Source organism: Streptomyces sp. NPDC012794 (assembly GCF_042901085.1).
Classification (GTDB): Bacteria; Actinomycetota; Actinomycetes; order Streptomycetales; family Streptomycetaceae; genus Streptomyces.
Map to the genome: position 1 here is coordinate 75,121 of NZ_JBIBCI010000022.1, position 18,951 is coordinate 94,071.

21 protein-coding genes and 2 pseudogenes are annotated in these 18,951 nt (G+C 70.0%); 12 read left to right on the forward strand and 11 right to left on the reverse strand.

The genetic code is table 11. From position 1 onward, the window contains the following. Positions 1-75: 75 nt before the first annotated feature. The 4 genes and pseudogenes from ACFY7H_RS29760 to ACFY7H_RS29775 all read left to right on the forward strand — a co-directional run. Positions 76-237, forward strand: a pseudogene (locus tag ACFY7H_RS29760) (TerD family protein); the annotation flags it as partial. 195 nt (positions 238-432) lie between these two features. Next, positions 433-1,014: a TerD family protein gene (locus ACFY7H_RS29765; protein WP_388944351.1), complete on the forward strand. Its 582-nt coding sequence runs from the start codon at positions 433-435 to the stop codon at positions 1,012-1,014. 207 nt (positions 1,015-1,221) lie between these two features. After that, a complete protein-coding gene (locus ACFY7H_RS29770; RefSeq protein ID WP_388944280.1) occupies positions 1,222-2,391 on the forward strand; it encodes a DUF418 domain-containing protein in 1,170 nt (389 codons plus the stop codon). A 372-nt stretch (positions 2,392-2,763) separates the two neighbouring features. After that, the gene (locus tag ACFY7H_RS29775; protein WP_388944283.1) at positions 2,764-3,189 is read left to right on the forward strand and encodes a hypothetical protein; all 426 of its coding nucleotides are present in this window, start codon (positions 2,764-2,766) and stop codon (positions 3,187-3,189) included. 241 nt (positions 3,190-3,430) lie between these two features. Here ACFY7H_RS29775 and ACFY7H_RS29780 read toward each other — a convergent pair whose 3' ends face one another. The 3 genes from ACFY7H_RS29780 to ACFY7H_RS29790 all read right to left on the reverse strand — a co-directional run bounded on the left by ACFY7H_RS29780 (position 3,431) and on the right by ACFY7H_RS29790 (position 6,940). After that, positions 3,431-5,227, reverse strand: a complete 1,797-nt coding sequence (locus ACFY7H_RS29780; protein ID WP_388944285.1) for an ABC transporter ATP-binding protein — start codon at positions 5,225-5,227, stop codon at positions 3,431-3,433. A gap of 1,243 nt (positions 5,228-6,470) precedes the next feature. After that, positions 6,471-6,752, reverse strand: coding sequence for a DUF4190 domain-containing protein (locus tag ACFY7H_RS29785; RefSeq protein WP_388944288.1), 282 nt, complete (start codon positions 6,750-6,752; stop codon positions 6,471-6,473). After that, complete coding sequence (locus tag ACFY7H_RS29790) at positions 6,749-6,940, reverse strand: hypothetical protein (protein WP_388944291.1); 192 nt, start codon at positions 6,938-6,940, stop codon at positions 6,749-6,751. Before ACFY7H_RS29790 ends, ACFY7H_RS29785 begins: the two co-directional genes overlap by 4 nt. 98 nt (positions 6,941-7,038) lie before the next feature. Between ACFY7H_RS29790 and ACFY7H_RS29795 the strand changes: the two genes are divergently transcribed. Continuing rightward, positions 7,039-7,662, forward strand: coding sequence for a TetR family transcriptional regulator (locus ACFY7H_RS29795; protein WP_388944294.1), 624 nt, complete (start codon positions 7,039-7,041; stop codon positions 7,660-7,662). Between the two features lie 24 nt (positions 7,663-7,686). On the opposite strand, the gene ACFY7H_RS29800 is transcribed toward ACFY7H_RS29795, so the two are convergent. Then, positions 7,687-7,872, reverse strand: coding sequence for a hypothetical protein (locus tag ACFY7H_RS29800; RefSeq protein WP_388944296.1), 186 nt, complete (start codon positions 7,870-7,872; stop codon positions 7,687-7,689). 171 nt (positions 7,873-8,043) lie between these two features. On the opposite strand from ACFY7H_RS29800, the gene ACFY7H_RS29805 reads away from it, so the two are divergent. Beyond that, on the forward strand, positions 8,044-8,217 hold the full coding sequence (locus tag ACFY7H_RS29805; protein WP_388944299.1) for a CsbD family protein: 174 nt from the start codon (positions 8,044-8,046) through the stop codon (positions 8,215-8,217). Positions 8,218-8,400: 183 nt separating this feature from the next. Here ACFY7H_RS29805 and ACFY7H_RS29810 read toward each other — a convergent pair whose 3' ends face one another. Beyond that, positions 8,401-8,655 carry a hypothetical protein gene (locus ACFY7H_RS29810; RefSeq protein ID WP_388944302.1) on the reverse strand — a complete coding sequence of 85 codons (255 nt, stop codon included), beginning with the start codon at positions 8,653-8,655 and terminating at the stop codon, positions 8,401-8,403. A gap of 489 nt (positions 8,656-9,144) precedes the next feature. Further along, a complete protein-coding gene (locus ACFY7H_RS29815; protein ID WP_388944305.1) occupies positions 9,145-9,579 on the reverse strand; it encodes a hypothetical protein in 435 nt (144 codons plus the stop codon). Between the two features lie 305 nt (positions 9,580-9,884). On the opposite strand from ACFY7H_RS29815, the gene ACFY7H_RS29820 reads away from it, so the two are divergent. Next, the gene (locus ACFY7H_RS29820) at positions 9,885-10,190 is read left to right on the forward strand and encodes a Tn3 family transposase (RefSeq protein ID WP_388944308.1); all 306 of its coding nucleotides are present in this window, start codon (positions 9,885-9,887) and stop codon (positions 10,188-10,190) included. Positions 10,191-10,352: 162 nt separating this feature from the next. Here the strand turns inward: ACFY7H_RS29820 and ACFY7H_RS29825 are convergent, their stop codons facing one another. Together ACFY7H_RS29825 and ACFY7H_RS29830 are read right to left on the reverse strand one after the other, a co-directional pair. Then, positions 10,353-11,369: a winged helix DNA-binding domain-containing protein gene (locus tag ACFY7H_RS29825; protein ID WP_388944353.1), complete on the reverse strand. Its 1,017-nt coding sequence runs from the start codon at positions 11,367-11,369 to the stop codon at positions 10,353-10,355. Between the two features lie 73 nt (positions 11,370-11,442). Beyond that, positions 11,443-12,177, reverse strand: a complete 735-nt coding sequence (locus tag ACFY7H_RS29830) for an alpha/beta fold hydrolase (protein WP_388944311.1) — start codon at positions 12,175-12,177, stop codon at positions 11,443-11,445. A gap of 80 nt (positions 12,178-12,257) precedes the next feature. On the opposite strand from ACFY7H_RS29830, the gene ACFY7H_RS29835 reads away from it, so the two are divergent. Next, positions 12,258-13,232, forward strand: a complete 975-nt coding sequence (locus ACFY7H_RS29835; protein ID WP_388944314.1) for a helix-turn-helix transcriptional regulator — start codon at positions 12,258-12,260, stop codon at positions 13,230-13,232. Between the two features lie 108 nt (positions 13,233-13,340). Next, the gene (locus ACFY7H_RS29840; protein ID WP_388944317.1) at positions 13,341-13,895 is read left to right on the forward strand and encodes an IclR family transcriptional regulator C-terminal domain-containing protein; all 555 of its coding nucleotides are present in this window, start codon (positions 13,341-13,343) and stop codon (positions 13,893-13,895) included. Here ACFY7H_RS29840 and ACFY7H_RS29845 read toward each other — a convergent pair. Further along, entirely contained in the window at positions 13,828-14,565 is a 738-nt protein-coding gene (locus ACFY7H_RS29845) for a hypothetical protein (RefSeq protein WP_388944320.1), read from the reverse strand. The genes ACFY7H_RS29840 and ACFY7H_RS29845 overlap by 68 nt on opposite strands. Before the next feature lie 666 nt (positions 14,566-15,231). On the opposite strand from ACFY7H_RS29845, the gene ACFY7H_RS29850 reads away from it, so the two are divergent. The 3 genes from ACFY7H_RS29850 to ACFY7H_RS29860 all read left to right on the forward strand — a co-directional run bounded on the left by ACFY7H_RS29850 (position 15,232) and on the right by ACFY7H_RS29860 (position 17,108). Beyond that, complete coding sequence (locus tag ACFY7H_RS29850) at positions 15,232-15,396, forward strand: hypothetical protein (protein ID WP_388944322.1); 165 nt, start codon at positions 15,232-15,234, stop codon at positions 15,394-15,396. A 348-nt stretch (positions 15,397-15,744) separates the two neighbouring features. Beyond that, positions 15,745-16,056 carry a hypothetical protein gene (locus tag ACFY7H_RS29855; RefSeq protein ID WP_388944324.1) on the forward strand — a complete coding sequence of 104 codons (312 nt, stop codon included), beginning with the start codon at positions 15,745-15,747 and terminating at the stop codon, positions 16,054-16,056. Beyond that, positions 16,053-17,108, forward strand: coding sequence for a zeta toxin family protein (locus ACFY7H_RS29860; protein ID WP_388944327.1), 1,056 nt, complete (start codon positions 16,053-16,055; stop codon positions 17,106-17,108). The genes ACFY7H_RS29855 and ACFY7H_RS29860 overlap by 4 nt, the downstream gene beginning before the upstream one ends. Positions 17,109-17,827: 719 nt before the next feature. Here ACFY7H_RS29860 and ACFY7H_RS29865 read toward each other — a convergent pair. Both ACFY7H_RS29865 and ACFY7H_RS29870 read right to left on the reverse strand, forming a co-directional pair. Beyond that, positions 17,828-18,298, reverse strand: coding sequence for an SMI1/KNR4 family protein (locus ACFY7H_RS29865; RefSeq protein ID WP_388944330.1), 471 nt, complete (start codon positions 18,296-18,298; stop codon positions 17,828-17,830). A 200-nt stretch (positions 18,299-18,498) separates the two neighbouring features. Next, a pseudogene (locus ACFY7H_RS29870) lies at positions 18,499-18,756 on the reverse strand (transposase); the annotation flags it as partial. Between the last annotated feature and the right edge of the window lie 195 nt (positions 18,757-18,951).

An 18,951-nucleotide genomic window follows, 5' to 3' on the forward strand; every position in this document is an offset into this window, starting at 1 on the left:
CCAAGTCAGGAGAAATCGCCATAAGTGTTTCGCTGTCCAAGGGCGGCAACGTCTCGCTGAGCCGCCCGCGCCCACAACTTCGGTCAGGTGCGCCACGCGTACACATCCGGGGGGGTGAACCAGGCCGACGGGGTCGCGATCGCCCGCTACGACCTCAGCGAGGACGCCGCCACCGAGACCGCGATGGTCTTCGGCGAGCTCTACCGCAGCGGCGCGGAGTGCAAGTTCCGGGCCGTCGGCCAAGGTTCGCCTCCGGGCTCGCCGGTACCGCCCAGGACTTCGGCGTCAGCCTCTGCCCCCCAGGACACCAGTCCAGCCGCCCCCCTGCCCTCGCGTGGACATCCCCTCCGCGTGCGGGCGGCGGGCCCTCCCCGCCGGCCGCCGTTCGGGCCCGGCCACATCCTTCGCCTCGACCCACCCCGGGAGTTCTTCATGTCCATCAACCTCGCCAAAGGCCAAGGGATCAGCCTGACCAAGCCCGACACGACCCCCCTCAGCCACGTACGGATGGGGCTGGGCTGGCAGGCGAGGACGCGCACGGGCTTCCTCGGCAGACTGATGGGCCCCACGGCGGTCGACCTCGACGCTTCCGCGGTCCTGTACGCCGGCCGGAGGGTCGTGGAGGTCGTCTGCTTCCAGCACCTGACCGGCATCTTCGGTGCCGTGAAGCACTCCGGCGACAACCGCACCGGCGGCGACGGGCCGGGGGACGACGAGGCCATCACGGTCGACTTCACGCGGATGCTGGCGGAGGTGGACCAGATCGTCTTCACCGTGAACTCCTTCACCGGCGCGACCTTCGGCGAGGTCGAGAACGCCTACTGCCGCCTGGTGGACGAATCGACGGGGGCCGAACTCGCCCGCTACACCCTGTCCGGCGGCGGCTCCCACACCGCCCAGATCATGGCCAAGATCTCCCGCATCAACGGGGCGTGGCAGCTGACCGCCATCGGCGCACCCGCCCCGGGGGCCACCTTCCAAGACCTCCTGCCCGCCATCGACCGCCACCTCTGATCCCGTCCGCCCCGGCCCGCCGGTCGACGGGGTGGTCCCGGCCGGTCGGCGGGGGTGCCACCGAAGCCTGCCGGATGGTCCGCGTCCGTCCCGCACCGGGAGATTCTTCGTATGACACAGATACAGCCGCCGCAGGCGATGTCGGCTCCGCAGGAGAACGCGCCTCCACGACTCCCCGCCTCGTCCGAGTCCGCCGGGAAGCCCTCGATGGGGCGCCTGGTCGGGGTGGATCTGGCCCGCGCGCTTGCGGTGTTCGGTATGTACGTCGTGCACATCGGCCCGCCGCTTGAGGCCACGACCGGAGTGGGCACCTGGGTGCGGTTCCTGGCCGACGGGCATTCGTCGGTCCTGTTCGCCACCCTCGCCGGGTTCTCGCTGATGCTGATCGCCGGCCGTCGTGAGCCGAAAACCGGCCTGGCGGGTCGGCAGGCTAAGGCCCGGATCGCGATCCGCGCCGTGATACTGCTGGCTCTGGGCAGCGTGCTGGCGATCGAATACGGGGACGTCATCATCCTCGGCTTCTACGGCGTCTACTTCCTCCTCGCCCTGCCCCTGCTGCGGCTGTCCGCCAGGACACTGGCGATCACCGCCGCGGGCGTCGCGCTCGTCGCACCCCAGCTGGCGTTCGTCCTGCGCACGTGGCTGGGCGAATCGGTCCAGCGGAGCATCAACGCCTACGACCCGCTCGAGAAGCTCAACGGCGTGGGAGTGATCGATCTGCTGCTCACGGGCCTCTATCCGACGATCACGTGGATGCCGTTCGTGATCGCCGGTATGGCACTGGCCCGCCTCGACCTGTCGGCCGTCTCCGTCCAGCGGCGCCTGGCCGCCCTTGGCGCCGCCCTGACCGTGGCCGTGTACGGTCTGTCGCTGCTGCTGGCGGGCAAGGACGCGGTGTTCGGGGGCACCGGTGGGTCGTCCGCCGGGTCCGGGTCCTGGTCCGGCGGCTCCGGGGCCGCTTTCAGCGGTTCCGGCTCGGGGTCCGGCGGCAGCGAACAGCTCGTGTCGTCTGCCGCGGACCTCCTGGGAGCCGGCCCGCACACCGGCACCACGTTCGACATCATCGGCAGCGTGGGCGTCGCAATCCTCGTGATCGTGGGCGCGACGGTGCTGATGGACCGGGCGGCGCGCCTGCGCCGTCTGGCGAAGCCGGTCATCGCCGCGGGCACCATGTCCCTGACGGCCTATGTCGGTCACTTCCTCGCACAGTCCGCATGGCCCGCTTCCGGCTCCGGCACCACGAAGTCCTGGGTGCCCGTGCTCACGTACATCCTGTGCGCGATCGCGTTCGCTGCGGTGTGGTCCCGCTTCTTCCGCCGCGGACCGCTGGAGGCGTTGCTCAACGCCGCCACCAAGCCGGCGAAGTACGTGCGATGACGCAGGACCGGGGCGGACGGCCTTTCATGGCCCGCCCCGGCTCCAACGGCCCTCGCGGCCCGCTCACATCGACCGTCCGTCCGGCACCGCGCCGAACGGCTGAAACAGGCCCCGAGCGGCTCGGACAGGAGCGCTCGACGCCGCCGTCCACGGACCGTGGATCTCAGTGTCGGATACGGCGGCGCTCCGACCGGCCTCACGAGGACCTGTGGAGCGTGCTTCTTACGCGGCAGGGCGGCCCTTCTTGCTTCGTACGTGTTGTCGCTCCGGAACCGGAATCCACATGACCTTCGTCCTGATCGTGATCACCGCAGTGACAGCCGCGGGGCGCTCGTCGCCCGAGGGCTTGAGCGGGGGCACGTCAGAGCCACCGTGGTGCTGGTCCTCGCGGGCATCGTCACCGGGACGTTCACGCACAGCCAGATCGCGGTCACGCTCAACTCCGAGATCGCCCAGAACGCGGCCGAGGTCATCCTGGCGGCCCTGCTGTTCGTCGACGCCACGGAACTGCCGGGCGGCCGGCTGTTCGGCAACGACCCCGGCGCGGCCGCCCGCACCCTGCTCGTGGCGCTGCCCCTGAGCCTGGCCGCCGTCGTCCTGATCGGCACGCTGATGCTCCCCGGCCTGCCCGCGGTGATCCTCCTGATCATCGCGTGCATCATCGTCCCACCGACTTCGCCCCGGCCGAGACCCTCGTACGGGACACCCGCGTCGCGGCGCGCTTCCGGGTCAGCCCGGCGAAGGTCCGCTGAGCACGTGCGCCGACCGGCCAGCCGATGCCCATCCGCATCAGGTTGAGCGGGCGGCCGTCCACCGTGTGCGGTTGAACCTGCTGACCCTCGGCCATAAGGAAGGGCACGGGGACTCCAGGTGAGGTGGCGGACCGAGCACGGAGGAGCGAACCACCTGGTGATGCAACGTTGCCCTCAGCCTCACGCTTCGTACAGCCCGCCGGTATCCCACGGATGTCCGGTGCCACTCCGCCACCCAGCAGCGCTGCCCCCGCCATGCGGCGGGGGCAGCGCTTGGACCACTCTTCTCACCCGGCGGGGCGCCCCGCCGGGGTCAGGAGCTGGGTCGCGGCGAGCTGTGCGTACAGCTCGTCCTCGGCCACCAGCTCCTCGTGGGTGCCGGCCGCGCGGACCGTGCCGGCGTCCATGACGATGATGCGGTCGGCGTCCGTCACCGTGGACAGGCGGTGCGCCACCACCAGGACGGTGGTCTCGCGTGCCGTCTCGGCAATGACGTCCCGCAGCGCCAGCTCGTTGACGGCGTCGAGCTGCGAGGTCGCCTCGTCCAGCAGCAGCAGCCGGGGCCCGCGCAGCAGCGCGCGGGCGATCGCGACGCGCTGGCGCTCACCACCGGACAGCTTCGAGCCGCGGTGCCCGACCAGGGTGTCCAGGCCGTGCGGGAGACGCTCTACGAGTGTGTCGAGCCTGGTCCGGGCGAGGACGGTGCGGATGTCGTCGTCTGTCGCGCCGGGCGCGCTGAAGACCAGATTCTCCCGCAGCGTGCCGGCCAGAACCGGTGCGTCCTGCTCGACGTACCCGATGCCGGACCGCAATGCGGGCAGCGGCCACTGCCGGATGTCCGTACCGTCGACGAGGATGCGCCCGCCGGTCGTCTCGTAGAACCGCTCGATGAGCGAGAACACCGTCGACTTGCCCGCACCCGACGGCCCGACGAAGGCGGTCATCCCGGCGCCGGGCACCTCGAAGTCCACCTGCTGGTGGATGTACGGCAGCCCGGGCCCGTAGCGGAAAGACACGCCCTCGAAGCGGACCGACGCCGCACGCTGCAGGGCTGCCGAAGCCCGGGGCCGCTGGTGCGCGGCCGGCGGCTCAGCCCCCAGGCGGTCCACCTCCTTGATCCGGGAGATCGCGGCCGCGCCCTCCTGGTACGCGGAGGCGGCCTCGACCAGCTTGTACACCGGCTCCATCAGGTAGAACAGGTACAGCAGAAAGGCGATGAGCGTGGAGACGGGGATGTCTCCGGACGCCACCCTCGCCCCGCCGACCGCGAGCACCGCGAGGAACGCCAGCTCGACGGCGAGGTTGTCCGCCGTTCCCAGCAGGGCCTCCCACTTCGCGCCGCGTACGCCGTGGCGCCATGCCCGCCGGGCCGACGCCTCTACGCGGGCGGTCTCCCGCTCCTCGGCACCGGACGCCTTCACCGTGCGGAACGCGCCGAAGACCCGCTCCAGGCCGGTGGACATCTCCCCGACCGCGGCCTGGGAGCGCTCGGCGGCCTGCCCGATCCTCGGCATCACCAGGGCGGCGCCCGCGCCGACGACCGCGACCACACCGAGGGTGAGGCCGAGCAGGACGACGTCGAGGAAGGCCATCACCACGACCGCCGCGATCAGCGTCAGCACCCCGGTCGCGGCGTTGACCACCGCCTGGGTGCTGACCGCGCGCAGCAGCGTGGTGTCGGAGGTCACCCGCGACATCAGGTCGCCCGGCTGTGTCCGGTCCACCGCCGAGAGCCGCAGCCGCAGCATCCGGCCGATCAGACTGCGGCGAGCGGCCAGGACCACCGACTCCGCCGTCCGCTCCAGCACATAGGCGCCGAACGCCTCGGCCACCGTGCTCAGCAGCACCAGCGCGGCCAGCGCCAGCAGGATGGTGGCAAGCGTGCCACCGGACGAGAGCCGGTCGACCAGCGCCTTCGTGGCCAGCGGCTGCAGCAGCCCGCCGGCCGCCCCCACCAGCGCCAACAGCAGACCGAGCACGACGGCCCACCGGTGCGGGCGGACGTACCCGTACAGCGCCTTGAACGTCTCGCGGACGCGCAGGGACTCGGCACCCGTCGTCTCCAGAGCGGATGCGGTGTTCACAAGATTCCTTTCGTACGTGGTCTCCCGCACAGTGCGTCAACAGCGGCGGGCATCGGTCCGAACCGGACCGTGGCGCTCGACTCAGGGCGCCGGCTCGACGGCCGTCGCGACGGTCGTGTGCACCAAGGCAGCGTGCAGGTCAGGGCTGACGACAGCCAGGCAGAGGCCGCCGCTCGCCACAATCGCCATGCCGAGGAAAGCTCAGAGCGTGCTCCAGCGCTGCCCCACGCTCCCCTGCTCCGGCCGACGGCCGGTGGGAAGCGTTGGGCTCCAGCTCCTGCGCACGTTCTGTCATGCCACCAGCCTGGAAGCCCATGCATTCCGTCGGCCATCCGACGATCGTCGGCTGCACCCCCGCCAAGTGGCTGGAACCCCCAGCGCACGCTGTCACCGCTGGTGTCCCAAGCTGGCAGTGTCCACGGCGTACGGCACCGTGTCCCGGTCCGTCTGTACGATGAGCCGGTCGAGGTCCTCGCCGTTGGTGTCGGTAGCGCCCACCGGCGCCGTCGTCGATGTAGGCCACGAAGTTGCCGCCGTACTCGAGCACGGCCCGCTGCCGCCTCGCACATCCGAGCGTGTGAGTGGCGTACAACTCGCTTGCGTTCCTTGCCCGCGGATTCATGTGCTCAGTTCACGCGGAGGCGGCGGCTGCAGTTGTATGGGCAGCAAGCGAAGTGTCCCATCTCGTGTAGCCAGTTCCGTCCGCAGCTGCTGGTTCTCCAGTACTAGCTGGTTGAGCGTTCGAACCAGACCCTCGACGTCGGCGCGTAGCCGGGGAGTTCCTCGGCGTCCTTGGCCCGCAGTTCCTTGAGCTTGACAACCTGCTTGCGTAGCCGCTTCTCGCTGTCCGGCATCTGTCCGCAGGCCCGGTGCTCCTGCCGAAAAACGCCTCTTGCGGTCCGGGTGACGTTGGGTGAGCGCGTTTCGGGGGGCTTGGGCTTCCTGGGCGAGGGCGACGACGGTCAGCGCCCCGTTTGAGTGCTGCGCTCGTCCCTCAAGGATCCGGTCCATGGCGGCCCGGAGGCGCTCGCGTTCGTCTGCCGACCCGCTCACGGCATGTCCTTCAACGTGATCCGGTTGTGGTCGTGGGCATCGGCCAGGGTGCGAAGCCGGTCCGCGTGGCGTCGTAGGCGTTCACCGACCGGCCGCGGGGTGTGAGTGGCCTGGTGGTCGACGAGAACGGCACGGTCGCGGAGGCCGACCGCGTGATGGTCCGTCCGGACGATGTTGTCTTAAGAGAGCGTCAGCTCACGCTCCACGACCACGTCCCGTCGGCGGTGACGAGACAGGCGAGGACCACCAGGTCCGCCACGCCCAGCGCGATGCCCAGGCGGGCCCGGCCCGGCCGGGCAGTGTGCCACCGAAGAGCGAGTACGCCGAGGACGACGGCGGTCGGACCGAGGAGCAGGTTCATCACGAGCAGGCCGACGAGGCCCAGGACGAAGGCGGCGACGGCCATCGCGTCGCCGTCCCGGGCGCGGACCCGGGTCGCGGTGCGGGCGGGGGACTCGGTTCGAGAGTTCATCGCCGGCCCCCTCGTCCGGTGTGCGGCCGTCCTGGCAGGCGGCGGTGTGAGAAGCGCTCGCGCGCGAGGAAGACGGCGAGCCAGAGGGCGATGGCCAGGCCGGCGACCACGCTGACGGGAACGGGAACGTGAGCCACGGTGCCGAGGACGACCCCGAACACCAGCAACGCACCTACGAGGAAGAGCATGAGACGTCCTCCTATTGAGGTAACAGTTGTACACTGACTACCCAGTTCAGTTCGCCTCATGCTGGCGCCGCCCGAGGGGACGCGGTTGACTTCGCGTCATGAGTCCGCACACCGGGGTCCGCGAGACCCAGCGCCGCCGTACCCGGCGCGCCCTCCTCGACGCGGCCTTGTCGGAGCTGGAGGAGCGCAGCCTCGGCAGTCTCGGCCTCAGGGAGATCGCCCGGGCAGCCGGGGTCACTCCCACCGCCTTCTACCGCCACTTCCGGGGCGTGGGCGATCTGGGAGCCGCGCTGGTCGAGGAGGCGCTGGCGAGCCTGCACGAGACGGTGCGCGGCATCCTCGCCGCGGCCGGGGACGCCGAGCAGCGCGGTGACGCCGCAGTGGGGCTCATCGCCGAACTGGTGCGCAGTCGACCCGCGCACGTCCGTTTCCTGGTGCGCGAGCGCCACGGCGGGGTACCGGCGGTACGCGAGGCCATCGCCGGGCAGCTCGACGCCTTCGCCGAGGAGATAGGGGCCGCGCTCGGGGCCGATCCCCTGAGCGCCGACTGGGACGCCCACGACGTGACGATGCTCTCGCGGCTCCTGGTGGACCACATGTTCATGACGGCGTCGGCGTTCCTCGCCGCCTCTTTGCGGGGTGAGGACTGGTCGGCCGCCCTCGGCACGGCCCGCCGCCAGCTCCGCCTGATCCATCTGGGGCGGGTTCACTGGACCGGGTGACGTGGCGGGCGGCCTGGGGTCGCCTTACGCGGCCGGGTTCCGCGCCGCGTCCGGGTCCGGGGCCACGACCAGGAAGGCATCCCTCTCCAGGTCCATCACCACGGTCGCCCGCTCGCCCCGCTCCCGGCACCGGGCCGCGTACTCCTCGGCGAACCAGCTTCCGTGTGGATGACCGGCGGGAAAGGAGTCCAGCACCTTCGTAGCGCGCACCGCCACCACCTCCTGAGCGACGAACCGTCCTCACGGGCCTGTGCCCCGAGCTCGGGGGCCCATGCACGTCACCCGCGGGCCGGCCTCGTTCCACAACCGGGGGTTTACGGTCGCCGGACGCGAGCAAGAGAGCGTTCACGACCGAGCCGGTACATCGACGAGGAGGTCCCCATGTCGGGTGAACAGAAGGCCAAGGCACACGCCGAGCAGGCCAAGGGCAAGGCCGAGGAAGCCGTCGGCCGCGCCGTCGGCAACGACCGTATGGTCGCCGAGGGCCGCGCCGACCAGGCCAAGGGCGACGCACGCCAGGCCAAGGAGAAGACCAAGGACGCCCTCCGCCACTGATCCGGCGCAGGTGCCCTGTACGGCCGGGCCCCCGACCCCCTCCCCCTGGGTCGGGGGCCCGGCCGTGTCCGGGGGCACCCCGCGGCCGTCGGGCCCCGCGCCGCGGCTACAGCAGGCGCGCCTCTTCCACGTTGTCCGCGACTCGGATGAGGTCGCCGGCCTGGGTCAGGTCGAACGCCCGGTTCAGGCGGTGCGGAGTGGGACCGATGAGGACCAGACGCCCCGTACGCAGCAGCACAGCGGCAGATTGAGGAGGGTGGAGTCCGCGAACTCCACGCCGGTGACGTCGAGCGCGATCCACCGCACGGCCGCATCGGCCACCGCGGCCTCGGCGGCCGCCCGCAGAGGTCCGAGGACGTCTTGGCCGAACTCGCCGGAGCAGACGATGACCCGCACGCCGGGCTCGTCACAGTGGACCTCGACCCGCTGCTCCACCACCCGGCGTACAGCTTGCGCAGCGTCGCGGCCTGGCGCGGCACCGGGTGCGGGTTCGGCGCGACCGGAGCCTGTGGCCGCGCGGGGCGTGGTGCCAGCTGGAGGAGGCCGCTGCTGTGGTGCAGGACGCCCGCCTGGGTGAGCACCAGCGTCGTCTGCCGGCCCTTCGCGTCCCACCCGAGCCGGAACTCCACCACCGTGGCGCCGATGAGGCCTCCTCCCCCCCAGGAGACGAAACAAGCAGTTCAGCTGCGTCGAGCTGACCGTTCGTCCTGCAGGGCAGTGGTCGGTCGCGTGCAGGCTTACGAGGCGTACGTTCCAGTCGTCCAGACGTCCAGGGCGATGGCCGAACCACCGGGCTCGGCAGCGGTCCAGGCCTGGAACGACAGCGACTGCTGCAGGACGACGAACGGCTGTCCGGGGACCGCCCGTCGGGTGCCCAGTAGGCGAAACGGTACGGGCTGCGCGTCTCCATCCGGTCTTCCCGGCCTCTCAGAAGCCGGGACGGGGCGGTTGCGGGAAATCAGCGGCGTCCCAGTCCCCGGACCAGGTGGGTGTGCCCAGAACGTCCTCGGCCGCCTTCAGGTACGCCGGCCACACCTCGGCCGCCGCGGCGTGCACCGCGCCATATTCCTCGCCGGACCCCGCCAGCACCTGCCACGCGTAGTGATTGAGAGCGCCGAGCGGGTTCCAGAAGGCACCCTTCGCCGGAAAGAAGGTCCACTCCCCTCCGCTGCGCGTACGGAGCTCCAGGGTCCGCTCGGTCGTCTGAGGCTCCCAGCCGTAGCGCTCGCACCATGCGTAGAACTCAGCCGTCCCGCCCTGCGGCGGGCCCGACCAGACCGACGGCCAGTCGTCAACGGCCCGCATGTTCGCCAGTTCGGCGGCGAGGTCCCGCGACGTCCGGCCGGTTGTCTCCGTCAGCATGGTTGACTCCCTCGTCCGTGGTGGGTTTGACCGTATCCCGTCAGGAAAGCCAGATCCCCAACACGAAGACGGCGACGACGATCGCGCCCATGATGAGGCGGACCTTCGGGGCCCCAGCTGCTTGGCGGCGGAGTCGGAGAAGGCGCTCCGAGCGCGGCACCGGCCTGGCTGCCAGGTCATCAGGCGACGGCCGGGCGCTGGGCGGCGAGGCGGGTGAGGTGTGCCTCGCGCAACTCCTCTTCGGCTGGGCGACTGATCGTTAGGCTGCGGGTCGAATCGGCAGTACTTGTGCGACGATCATGACGGTGCGCGCTGGTCCTGCCACCTACGCCGCCTTCCCCGAGGCCGGCCGCGTGACCCGCACCGTCCAGCTCCTGCGCTACCTCTCGGACGCGCCGCTTCGCCGGCGGGTGAACGCGGCGACCCACAAGGTCGAGTCGTTCAACCGGTTCTCCCAGTGGATCGGCTTCGGCAACGGCGGCGTCGTCGCCGACAACAACCCGATCGAGCAGGAGAAGGCGATGAAATTCAACATGCTCACGAACACGGTGATCTTCCACAATGCCCTGGACATCGCTGAGATCATCCTCCAGCTGCTGGAAGAAGGCTGAGAGAGGCCCCCGAGGACCTGGCCCACATCTCCCCGTACCGGACCGAGCACGCCAACCGTTTCGGCGAATACAGCACGCACGAACTCGGTATCCAGCCGGAAGCGTACGACCCGAAGCTTGACGTCGACTTCATCCCGCTCCTTGGATCGGGATGCGGGTCGGCTATGTGGTGGGCCTCAGGAATCGGACGACGGCGTCTTTCTCAATGTCGACTTCTCGCTGGACAGGTTCGAACGCATCCACCTTGATGGAGCGCGCGCCGGAGCCACGGCTCCAGGTGGCGATGGCCAGGCCGTCGGCGATGACGGTCGGCCGGACGAGGCCGCCTCCTGGCCAGACGCGGGCCTGGTGGAGAGCGGGGACGGACATCTCGCGAGTGCGGTAGCCGATCAGGTAGTTGTCGTAGGCGGGCAGCATGCGAACGTCTGGAGTGTCAGACGGGCCCGGGAGTTCCTCCACCCGTCCGGCGAACATGGTCAAGCCGCCGTACTCGGTTATCACGCCGGATTCCGCCAGCAGTTTCCAGGCCCTGCGGGCCCATGTGACCGGCAGCCCGGACCAGGCAGCGAAGTCCTCCAAGGTGGCGGGGGCGTGCGCGGCCAGGTAGCGACGGCCCAGCTCGGCGAGAGCAGCGCCTTCCTCCCACCGGGCGCCCCCGGTGGTGGGCAGCCAGTCGTCGAACAGTACATACGTGGCCTCACCGGCGCGCTGCGGACCGTGACAGAGGACGCCAGTGAGTGCCGCGTGGCGGATCAGGTGGAAAGGCTCCTGCCCGTCCGGCGAGATACCGAGGGTGGTGAGGTGCTCGGTCAGCTCGGCCCGGGTGAGTGGTCCGTGCGCGGCAAGAGCGTGCCGGATGAGATGGTCGGCGCGCTGGCGCAGATCGTCGTCCAGGCCCAGCTGCTGGTAGCGGCGGTTGGTTGCGGCAAGAATTCGCGGGGACAGCAGTTGCAACACCCAGCGGGCTTCGTGGCTGGGGATGGTGTGCAGGGTGCCGCGCATGTACCAGTTGCGGACGATGCTCCGCTCTTTCTCGTATGCCGTGCGGATGGCCTGGGCGGTGATGTCCCGGCCGCGTACCCGGATTCCCAGGTCGGCGGCCGTGGCGTCCTGGGCCTGGATGCCGAAGACCCGTCGGACGACCGCTTCGGCAGAGCCCTCCCGGGCTCCGCCGGCCAGGGCCTGCGCACAGGCCGCAGCCGGCGGACGCTCGCGTGGTCAAGCATCGGGCTGTGCCTCCCAGCCGGCGCGGTCAGGAGACGGCTTTGTCGAGGATGTCGGCGAGTTCGGCGGGCGCGGAAAGCATCGGCCAGTGCCCCGTGGCCAGGTCGAAGCGCCGCCACGGCGGCTGGTTCAGGTAGGCCAGCATCGGCACCCCGGTATCCAGCAGCCCCGTGAAGTCATGGCACGCCACCACGACACGGTCCACACCGGGACCGGGCTCGGCCGGGCCGGCGAGACGCTGGGTGAAGGTACCGAACGGCTGAGGGGTGGCGCCCGTGCGCAGAGCGTCCAGCTGGCCTTCATCGAGCCCGTCGAGGCTGCCGGACAAGCCCAGGACCTCAAACGGCGGCATCGGCAGCCGCCACCCGTCGCCAGCCGCGTCGACCTTCTGGCGCAGCTGGTCCGCCGCCTGCGGTGGCATGAGGTCGACCATGCACATGCCCGCGGCAAACGGGGCGCTGTCCACATAGACCACGCGCTCCAGCCGGTCACCGAGACGTCCGGCTGCCCCGGTCACCGGAGCAGCCGCGTAGCTGTGGGCGACCAGCGTGACGTCGCGCAGATCGTTCCGCTCGACGAAGCCAGTGATGTCCGCGATGTGCGTGTCCAGATCTGTCTCGGGTCCGCCCTGGTCAGCGTGTTCGGCCAGGCCGGTCAGTGTCAGCGGCAGCGCCGTGTGGCCGCGCTCCCGCAGAGCTCGGGCGGTGTCTTCCCAGGCCCATGCCCCGAGCCAGGCGCCGGGAACGAGTACGAAGGTGGCCATGTGATCTCCCTGAAGTGAGGTGCTGCGGGGAGCGTAAAGTCGATACAGGACAGAATCCGCCCTGAAATGCCGAGTGATCCATGTCGCATCCCCTGACCCGTGTGCTGACCCTGCTGGAGCTCCTCCAGTCCAACGCCCAGCTCACCGGGGTGGAGCTGGCCGACCGGCTGGACACCGACGTGCGCACGGTGCGCCGGTATACCGCGCACCTGCGGGAACTGGGCATCCCCGTGGAGGCCGAACGTGGCCGCTACGGCGGCTACCGACTGGCCCGCGGCTACCGCATGCCCCCTCTGGTCCTCACCAATGACGAGGCCCTCGCCGTCGTTCTTGGCCTGCTCGCGGGAGAACGTCTGGGTATGGGCACTGCCGCGCCGGCCAGTGCCGGTGCCTTGGCCAAGATCGAGCGGGTGCTTCCACACGCCCTGCGCGAGCCGCTCGCCGCCATGCGGGAGACCCTGTCGTTCACCGCCAACGCCGTGATCGGTCAGGCACCCGGAACCGGCGTCCTGCTGGCACTGGCCCAGGCCTCCCGCGCCCGCGCGACCGTCGGTATCAGCCACCAGTCCTGGCGCCAGGAACACACCGAACGCGATATCGACCCCTACGGCGTGGTCTTCCACACCGGCCGCTGGTACGTCGTCGGCCACGACCATCTCCGCGACAGCCTGCGGACCTTCCGCATCGACCGCATCACCTCCGTCACCCCTCGAGCCGACAGCTTCACCGCACCCGACGGCTTCGACCCCGTCACCCATCTGACCTCGACCCTGGCCCAGGGGCCTTACCGCTGGCAGGTCGAGGTGACGATCCATGGCCCCCTCGATGAGATCGCCCGCCGACTGCCGCGCCCAGCGGTGACCCTCACCGCCCAGCCCACTGGCGTTCTCATGCACGCACGGGCAGAACGGCTGGACGGCATAGCCCACATGCTCGCCTCCCTGGAGTGGCCCTTCACCATCCACCATCCCGACGAACTACGGCAGGCGCTCAAGAATCTGGCCGCCCAGCTCACCGCAGCCGCCCAGCGGAGACCGGAAGAACTACCGCAGTGAATGCCGGATTTAGTGCGGTGGATCCCCTACCGTGATCATCGCGACCTGCGGCGTGCCTACCCGGCCACCGGGCGAGGTGTACGCATTTGCTGCGGCAGTACCGGAAGGATGGGACGACGTGACGATCGAACCGGTGACCGAGCTCGGGAGCGGGGGCGCGCTTCGGTTGCCGACCGCTCGGGTCGTACCTCTGTCCGCCCCGCCCGCGTCGTACACCGCGGCGGTCTAGCGCTACCTCACCGGCGCGGGCATCGCGAAGTCCTCCGCACGGATCTACCGGATCTCGCTGACGCGAGCGCGGCCGGGAAGAGCCTCCTTGCCCAGCTCGATGGCGCCGCCCGGGTGGACCACCTCACCCGCTACCCCGCCGTCAGGCTCACCGAACGCACCAACACCGACCCGGTCGCGCTCTTCGAGAGCCTCGACCAGGGTGGCCCGCACGGAGCCCGGATCAGCGTGCTCGAGTACTCCCGCGACGTGGTCTGCGTCGCCGTCCCCTCGGCCTCCCCGACCAGATCAGCGGCCTTAGAAGCCGTTGTCTTTCCGATCACGGGCACATCGGTTCGAGGATCAGTTGGCTGGACGGCAGCGCAGGCTACTCGGGCTGCCGGAGGTCGCCGATGCGGCGCAGTTCTGGGTGGTCGACGTCGTCGTTGCCGATGACGATGCTTGCTCGCGTGGCCGGGTCGGCCTCGGCCAGGTACTGCCGACAGGCTGCGTGGTAGCGGTTGTCGAAGGCATTCTCGGCCTGTTCAAGTCCGCCGAAGAGCGCGGCGTCCCGCGTAGTGCCGCGCCGCCGGGCGACGAGGAAGCTGGTGTCGGCGAACACGACCTCATCCCACAAGTGGGCCAGTTCGCTGCGCTGGAGGAAGCTGCCGTCCACGATCAGCACCGCTTCGGCCGGCGCGGTGACTGGGGGTTCGTCGATCTGCTGGTCACTGGCCAGGTCGATGATGCGACCGCGGTAGCGGCGGTCACCGCCGGGACCCAGCGGTGTGAGGACTGTCCGTGCGAACGCCGGCAAGTCGTAGGCGTCCTGGTAGTAGCCGACTGCTGAGTCGCGGCCCTGCCGGTGGCGGTGGGCGCGCGGGTGGTGGAACCCGTCCATGGACAGGTGAATCGCGGGGCGGCCGCGATCGGCGACCGCAGATGCCAGCGCGCGGGCAAGGGTCGTCTTCCCTGCGGCGGTGATACCGTCCACCGCGACCCGAAGCGGATGCCCGGGGTCCCGGGCCGTAAGGTGATCAGCGATCCGGCCAATGACCTGGTGGCGGGTGGGCTGGCCCGAGCGATCGTCAGGCTGGGTCGCACGGGGCTTGATCAGTTCTGCCACCCTGCGGATCCTACAATGTGCTGGCGTCACAAGCTGATCGGATGGCGCCGCTGCGGTTGAGAGGGATTTCGTCTCCCTCGCACACCGCAGCTCTGACCGTGATGACGGTGGTGGTTGTCTTTGCTGGCCTGAAGAAGGCACGGTCCTACTGATCTTGGTGATCGTGGGTTCGAGTGTGGCGGCTCGGTTGGGTGATGTTGGGTCCGGGTGCGCATAAAGACACGGCCTCCGGTACAGCTCGGGGTTGTCGAAGACCATCGAGCACGCCAGGAGGCCCTGATGTCGCAGTTGTACGCCCTCGCCGCGGTCGGCTCCAACTCGGTTGCTCTGGAGTGTGATTGCCTCGCTCACCGGTTCGGGAACGCCGGGGACCGGCCGCACAGGAGGCCGAGGTGACCTCCGACATGAGCGACGCGGAGTGGGCGGTGATCCGCGACGCGATGCCCGTGCCGTCGGGGCTTGAGGGGCGGTGCGGTCAGCCGGAGGGATACTGCCACCGGCAGATGCTAAGAAGTCATCTCATTTGGGATCCTGACAGAGGCCACTCACAGAAACTGTGCTGTCCGGAAGGGGGTTTCAGCCGCGCGTGACTGGTCGAGCCAGATGTCACCTGGCCTCCGGCTCCAGGCCGAACAGGGCTGGAGGACGGGCAGGCGAGGAGGCGAGGTGCTCACCTGGTGGGCATCCATCGTCGGGCCGGCCGTCCCGGCACGCCTCGAAGCCGTGGCGTATGACAACGAGACGCGCCTGCTGGAGATCCGCCCTGACTCGCGGGCCTGGTCCATCCAGGCCGGCCTCATCAGCCCCCGGCCTCGTCGCCAGAATCAATGACCCCCTCGGACAGGACTCCGTCCGCGTGATCACCGACGTCGGCATCGGGTCCTGCCGAACCCCGGCCGGAAACCCCGGACAAGCCGTCCCCAGCCGTCAGGTACCAGCTGAGCATCCCGGCTGCCGCGCCCCGGGAGGAGGCGTCCTCCGGTTTTCGCCGCGCGCTTCAAGCCCACCAGCGGGTCCGGGCCGCCCACAGGGCGGCCTCCACGCCTACGCGGACCGTCGGCGCGGGCCCGGCATCCTCCCGGGATCGTGATTCCCATCGCGGATATGAGCGTCCCGGATGACGCACCGGCCCCCTGCCTGATTTTCCGTCCACCGCACACGTACCGAGCAGGAGAAACGATGACCGACCCCGAGAACGGCATCTCCATCACCCACCAACTGGAGCCGTACGCCTGGTCGAACGAGGAAACGGCCGCGTATGAGGCAGCCATCGAGGCGGTCAACGGGGCCGTCGGCGCCTACAGCGCGCTGATCGCCGCAGAGCGGAGCAAGCCGGAGCCGGACGAGGAAGTCATCCGGAGCGCCCGCGCCGCAAGGGCCCGGCTGGCGAAGGAGCGGGAAGGCCTGCGCTCCACCGACCATGAGCAGATCGCCGCTGCCCGGCAGCGGTACGCGCGGCTCGCCCGCGAAGTCCGCGGGGGCATCGCGTGATCGATCCGAACGAGGTGGAACGATACCGCTTGTCCGAAGCGGAGAACCGGCGGATCTTCGAGGAGGAAATCGTCCCCGAGCTGCTGGAAGGCCGTGCGGCTCAGGCGACGCCCACGGTGGTCTTCCTCGTCGGCCAGCCCGGCGCCGGCAAGAGTCGTGTCACCGAGATGGTCGCGACCGCGCTGAACGCGCTTGGTGGATTCGTCGATGTCGACAGCGACCTCTACAAGCCCTACCACCCCGCGTACGACGCCCTGATGGCCCAGGACGACACCCTGATGGCCGCCTACACCCGCGCCGACGGCCGCGCGTGGATGGCGCAGGCGGAGGAGTACGTACGCGCACACAAGCTGCACGCCATCATCCAGGAGACCTCCCAGAACGCGGGAGCCGTGGAGGACAAGATCTTCGCCTACCGGAAGGCGGGTGCTCGCATCGAAGGCCTGTTCATGGGCGTTCCGCAAGCCATGAGCAACCAGGGCATTGTCAACCGTTACGTCGAGCAGCTGGCCGACCGGGGACAGGGACGGCTGACCGTGCAGGCCAACGCGGACGAGTCCTACCGCGGCATCCTCGACCTGGCCGAGGGCATCGACGACGGCGTGCTCGTCGACCTGGTCAGCGTCTACCGGCGCGGCGAGAGCAAGCCGCGCTACACCAACACGAAGGACGGCGGCGACTGGGCCGGCTCTTCGTCACTGCGCCGGGCCCTCGAGGCGGGGCGGAATCGTCCCTGGACGGCCGCCGAGAACGAGGCCTTCGTCACCGCACAGCAACGGCTGCGCGAGGCGATCGGCGGTCTCGGACCCGAGTGGTCCGAGCGCCTCGACCGGATCGAACGGGAGGCCGCGCCTTTGCTCGCGCCGTCCGCCGCACAACAGCTCCGGCGGGCCAGGCCCGCCGCGGCAACCGCCCGGTCCCGCAGTACTACCGTTCATCGTGCGCCCGGGCAGGGAACGGCGGCCCCCTCCAGGACCGCCGGGCCGGACCGACCCGCCCCCCACCATCGGCCGGACGCGGGGCCGGATAGGCCCCGGGGGCACGGACGGTAAGGCGGGAGACGCAGCCCAACGGCGCGGTGGACGTCTGTGAGACAGGTTCTCGTACGCGTCCGCGGGGACGGGCCAACGGCGCGGGGTTCGGCACCAGTCGCAATCGATGCCGTTCAGTCGGCCCAGCCTTGAGCGTTCGAGCAGGACTCGCAAGCCGGTCGTGTGAGGAGTGAAGGCCGGACCGGTACGGCCGGTGGGCCTGTGGGTGGAACTGGTCGATGGGTGAGGGTGACACCGATGGTGGGGTCGTCGGTGTGTGGTGCTGCTCATCGCATGCCGTGACGACGGCGGAAGCGGCCGCCCCGCTGGTCGTCGCGGCCCTGGGCGAATGGCGTGATTGGTTGGAGGATCTGGCGGAGCGCTTTGCCTCCCTCGCGCCGCCGTCGCACTCAGCGAAGTCCATGGTGGATCCCTGGCATTGGGAACGGACGTGCACGCGGCTGGTGACCGTGGTGGCCGAGCGGACGCGGGCGAGAGCGGCTGGTACGGGCACTGCATGCAGGTTCTCGGAAGTTGGATCGCGCTGGGTGTCACGGTGGTCAACTCCGTGAGTGCCCGCTTCGCTCAGACTGTGGGCGGGCCCGATAGGCCAGCTGTGACGGCAGGCGGTGCAGCAGCACGCTACTTGCTCTTACAACGGCTAACATAATGACGTGAGTCGCCTACCGGCACCTGAGGACAGCAGTACGTTCGGGTGACCGCGCGAGTCGGCCTGGTGGTTACAAGTCGCGCCAGCTCACGAACACGTGCGGCCCTGATCCCGCGATCGGCTCGCTGAACGGATCCACCACACCGGTCAGGACGGCCAGGCAGAACTCGGCCATGCCACCATCGAAGACCGTCCAGCGGTTCGCCCCCCACGGCGCCTGCCTCCGAAAAGTGACCACCCTCCAGCTGTCGGGTGCGCCCCTTCGTAGCCAGAAGGCGACATCGCTGCTCGCCGAGTTCGCGAAGGGCAACAGGAGCGGCAAGCCTTGCCTTCCAAGGAGAGCGCCCAGTTCCTGGCAGTCCCGGTCCGAGAGTGCGGGATCGACTCTGTCGAGGAGATCCCCATACGGCGATCCCGGGACGGGAGGCGTACTGACGGACAGGTACTCGTCGATCTCTCCCCCGCCGTACGACTCCACGAACTCGCGGTAGTCCGCCGGGAGTTCCAACTGCGCCCTGTCGGCGAGCCCTTCCCAGTCCACCGCGTCCCCTCCGGAGACAGGTGGCGGGAGTAGCTGACGCAGGCGAGCGACAGCAGGCTGAGACATATCAGAGTTCCTTCCTCGTCCGTGTGGGTCGCCGGTCTCAGCGGCTGCCAAGAGAGGTCAGGTCAAAGTGGCCACCGGTGCGGTTGTCGGCTGCGGTCCGAGGTGCTTGAGCTCCGTCCAGCAGCGCACAACAGCTAACACAAGGATTTCACTCGTCGGAAGGTGATGAGGCAGCAGGCCAGTCTGAGGAACGCCTCATGGATGTCGGCCCGACGTTCCCAGCGGATCCTCAGGCGTCGGAAGCCGTGCAACCACGCGAAACTCCGCTCGACCACCCACCGGTAGGTGCCCAGCCCGGTGCCATGCCGCGTTCCACGGCGGGCAATCGCCGGCACGATGCCGCGATCGCGGACCTGGTCACGGTAGACGTCGTGGTCATAGCCACGGTCGGCAACACCTTCTCCGCCCACGCCGGACACCCCCTCGCCCTCACCGGCCCCAGACCCGAACTGGGGGGGGGGGGGGGGGGGGGGCGGGGGCGGGGCGGGGGGGGGGGGGGGGGGGGGGGGCGGGGGCGGCCCGGGGTGGGGGGGGGGGGGGGGGCGGGGGGGGGGGGGGGGGGACGGGGGGGGGGGGGGGGGGGGGAG

What these genes read in the sequence shown, in the direction of transcription:
- ACFY7H_RS29765 (WP_388944351.1), top strand. Translation starts at nt 433, where the DNA reads ATGTCCATCAACCTCGCCAAAGGCCAAGGGATCAGCCTGACCAAGCCC.
- ACFY7H_RS29770 (WP_388944280.1), top strand. Translation starts at nt 1,222, where the DNA reads ATGGGGCGCCTGGTCGGGGTGGATCTGGCCCGCGCGCTTGCGGTGTTC.
- ACFY7H_RS29785 (WP_388944288.1), bottom strand. Translation starts at nt 6,752, where the DNA reads ATGAACTCTCGAACCGAGTCCCCCGCCCGCACCGCGACCCGGGTCCGC.
- ACFY7H_RS29790 (WP_388944291.1), bottom strand. Translation starts at nt 6,940, where the DNA reads ATGCTCTTCCTCGTAGGTGCGTTGCTGGTGTTCGGGGTCGTCCTCGGC.
- ACFY7H_RS29795 (WP_388944294.1), top strand. Translation starts at nt 7,039, where the DNA reads ATGAGTCCGCACACCGGGGTCCGCGAGACCCAGCGCCGCCGTACCCGG.
- ACFY7H_RS29805 (WP_388944299.1), top strand. Translation starts at nt 8,044, where the DNA reads ATGTCGGGTGAACAGAAGGCCAAGGCACACGCCGAGCAGGCCAAGGGC.
- ACFY7H_RS29815 (WP_388944305.1), bottom strand. Translation starts at nt 9,579, where the DNA reads ATGCTGACGGAGACAACCGGCCGGACGTCGCGGGACCTCGCCGCCGAA.
- ACFY7H_RS29830 (WP_388944311.1), bottom strand. Translation starts at nt 12,177, where the DNA reads ATGGCCACCTTCGTACTCGTTCCCGGCGCCTGGCTCGGGGCATGGGCC.
- ACFY7H_RS29835 (WP_388944314.1), top strand. Translation starts at nt 12,258, where the DNA reads ATGTCGCATCCCCTGACCCGTGTGCTGACCCTGCTGGAGCTCCTCCAG.
- ACFY7H_RS29840 (WP_388944317.1), top strand. Translation starts at nt 13,341, where the DNA reads ATGGGACGACGTGACGATCGAACCGGTGACCGAGCTCGGGAGCGGGGG.
- ACFY7H_RS29855 (WP_388944324.1), top strand. Translation starts at nt 15,745, where the DNA reads ATGACCGACCCCGAGAACGGCATCTCCATCACCCACCAACTGGAGCCG.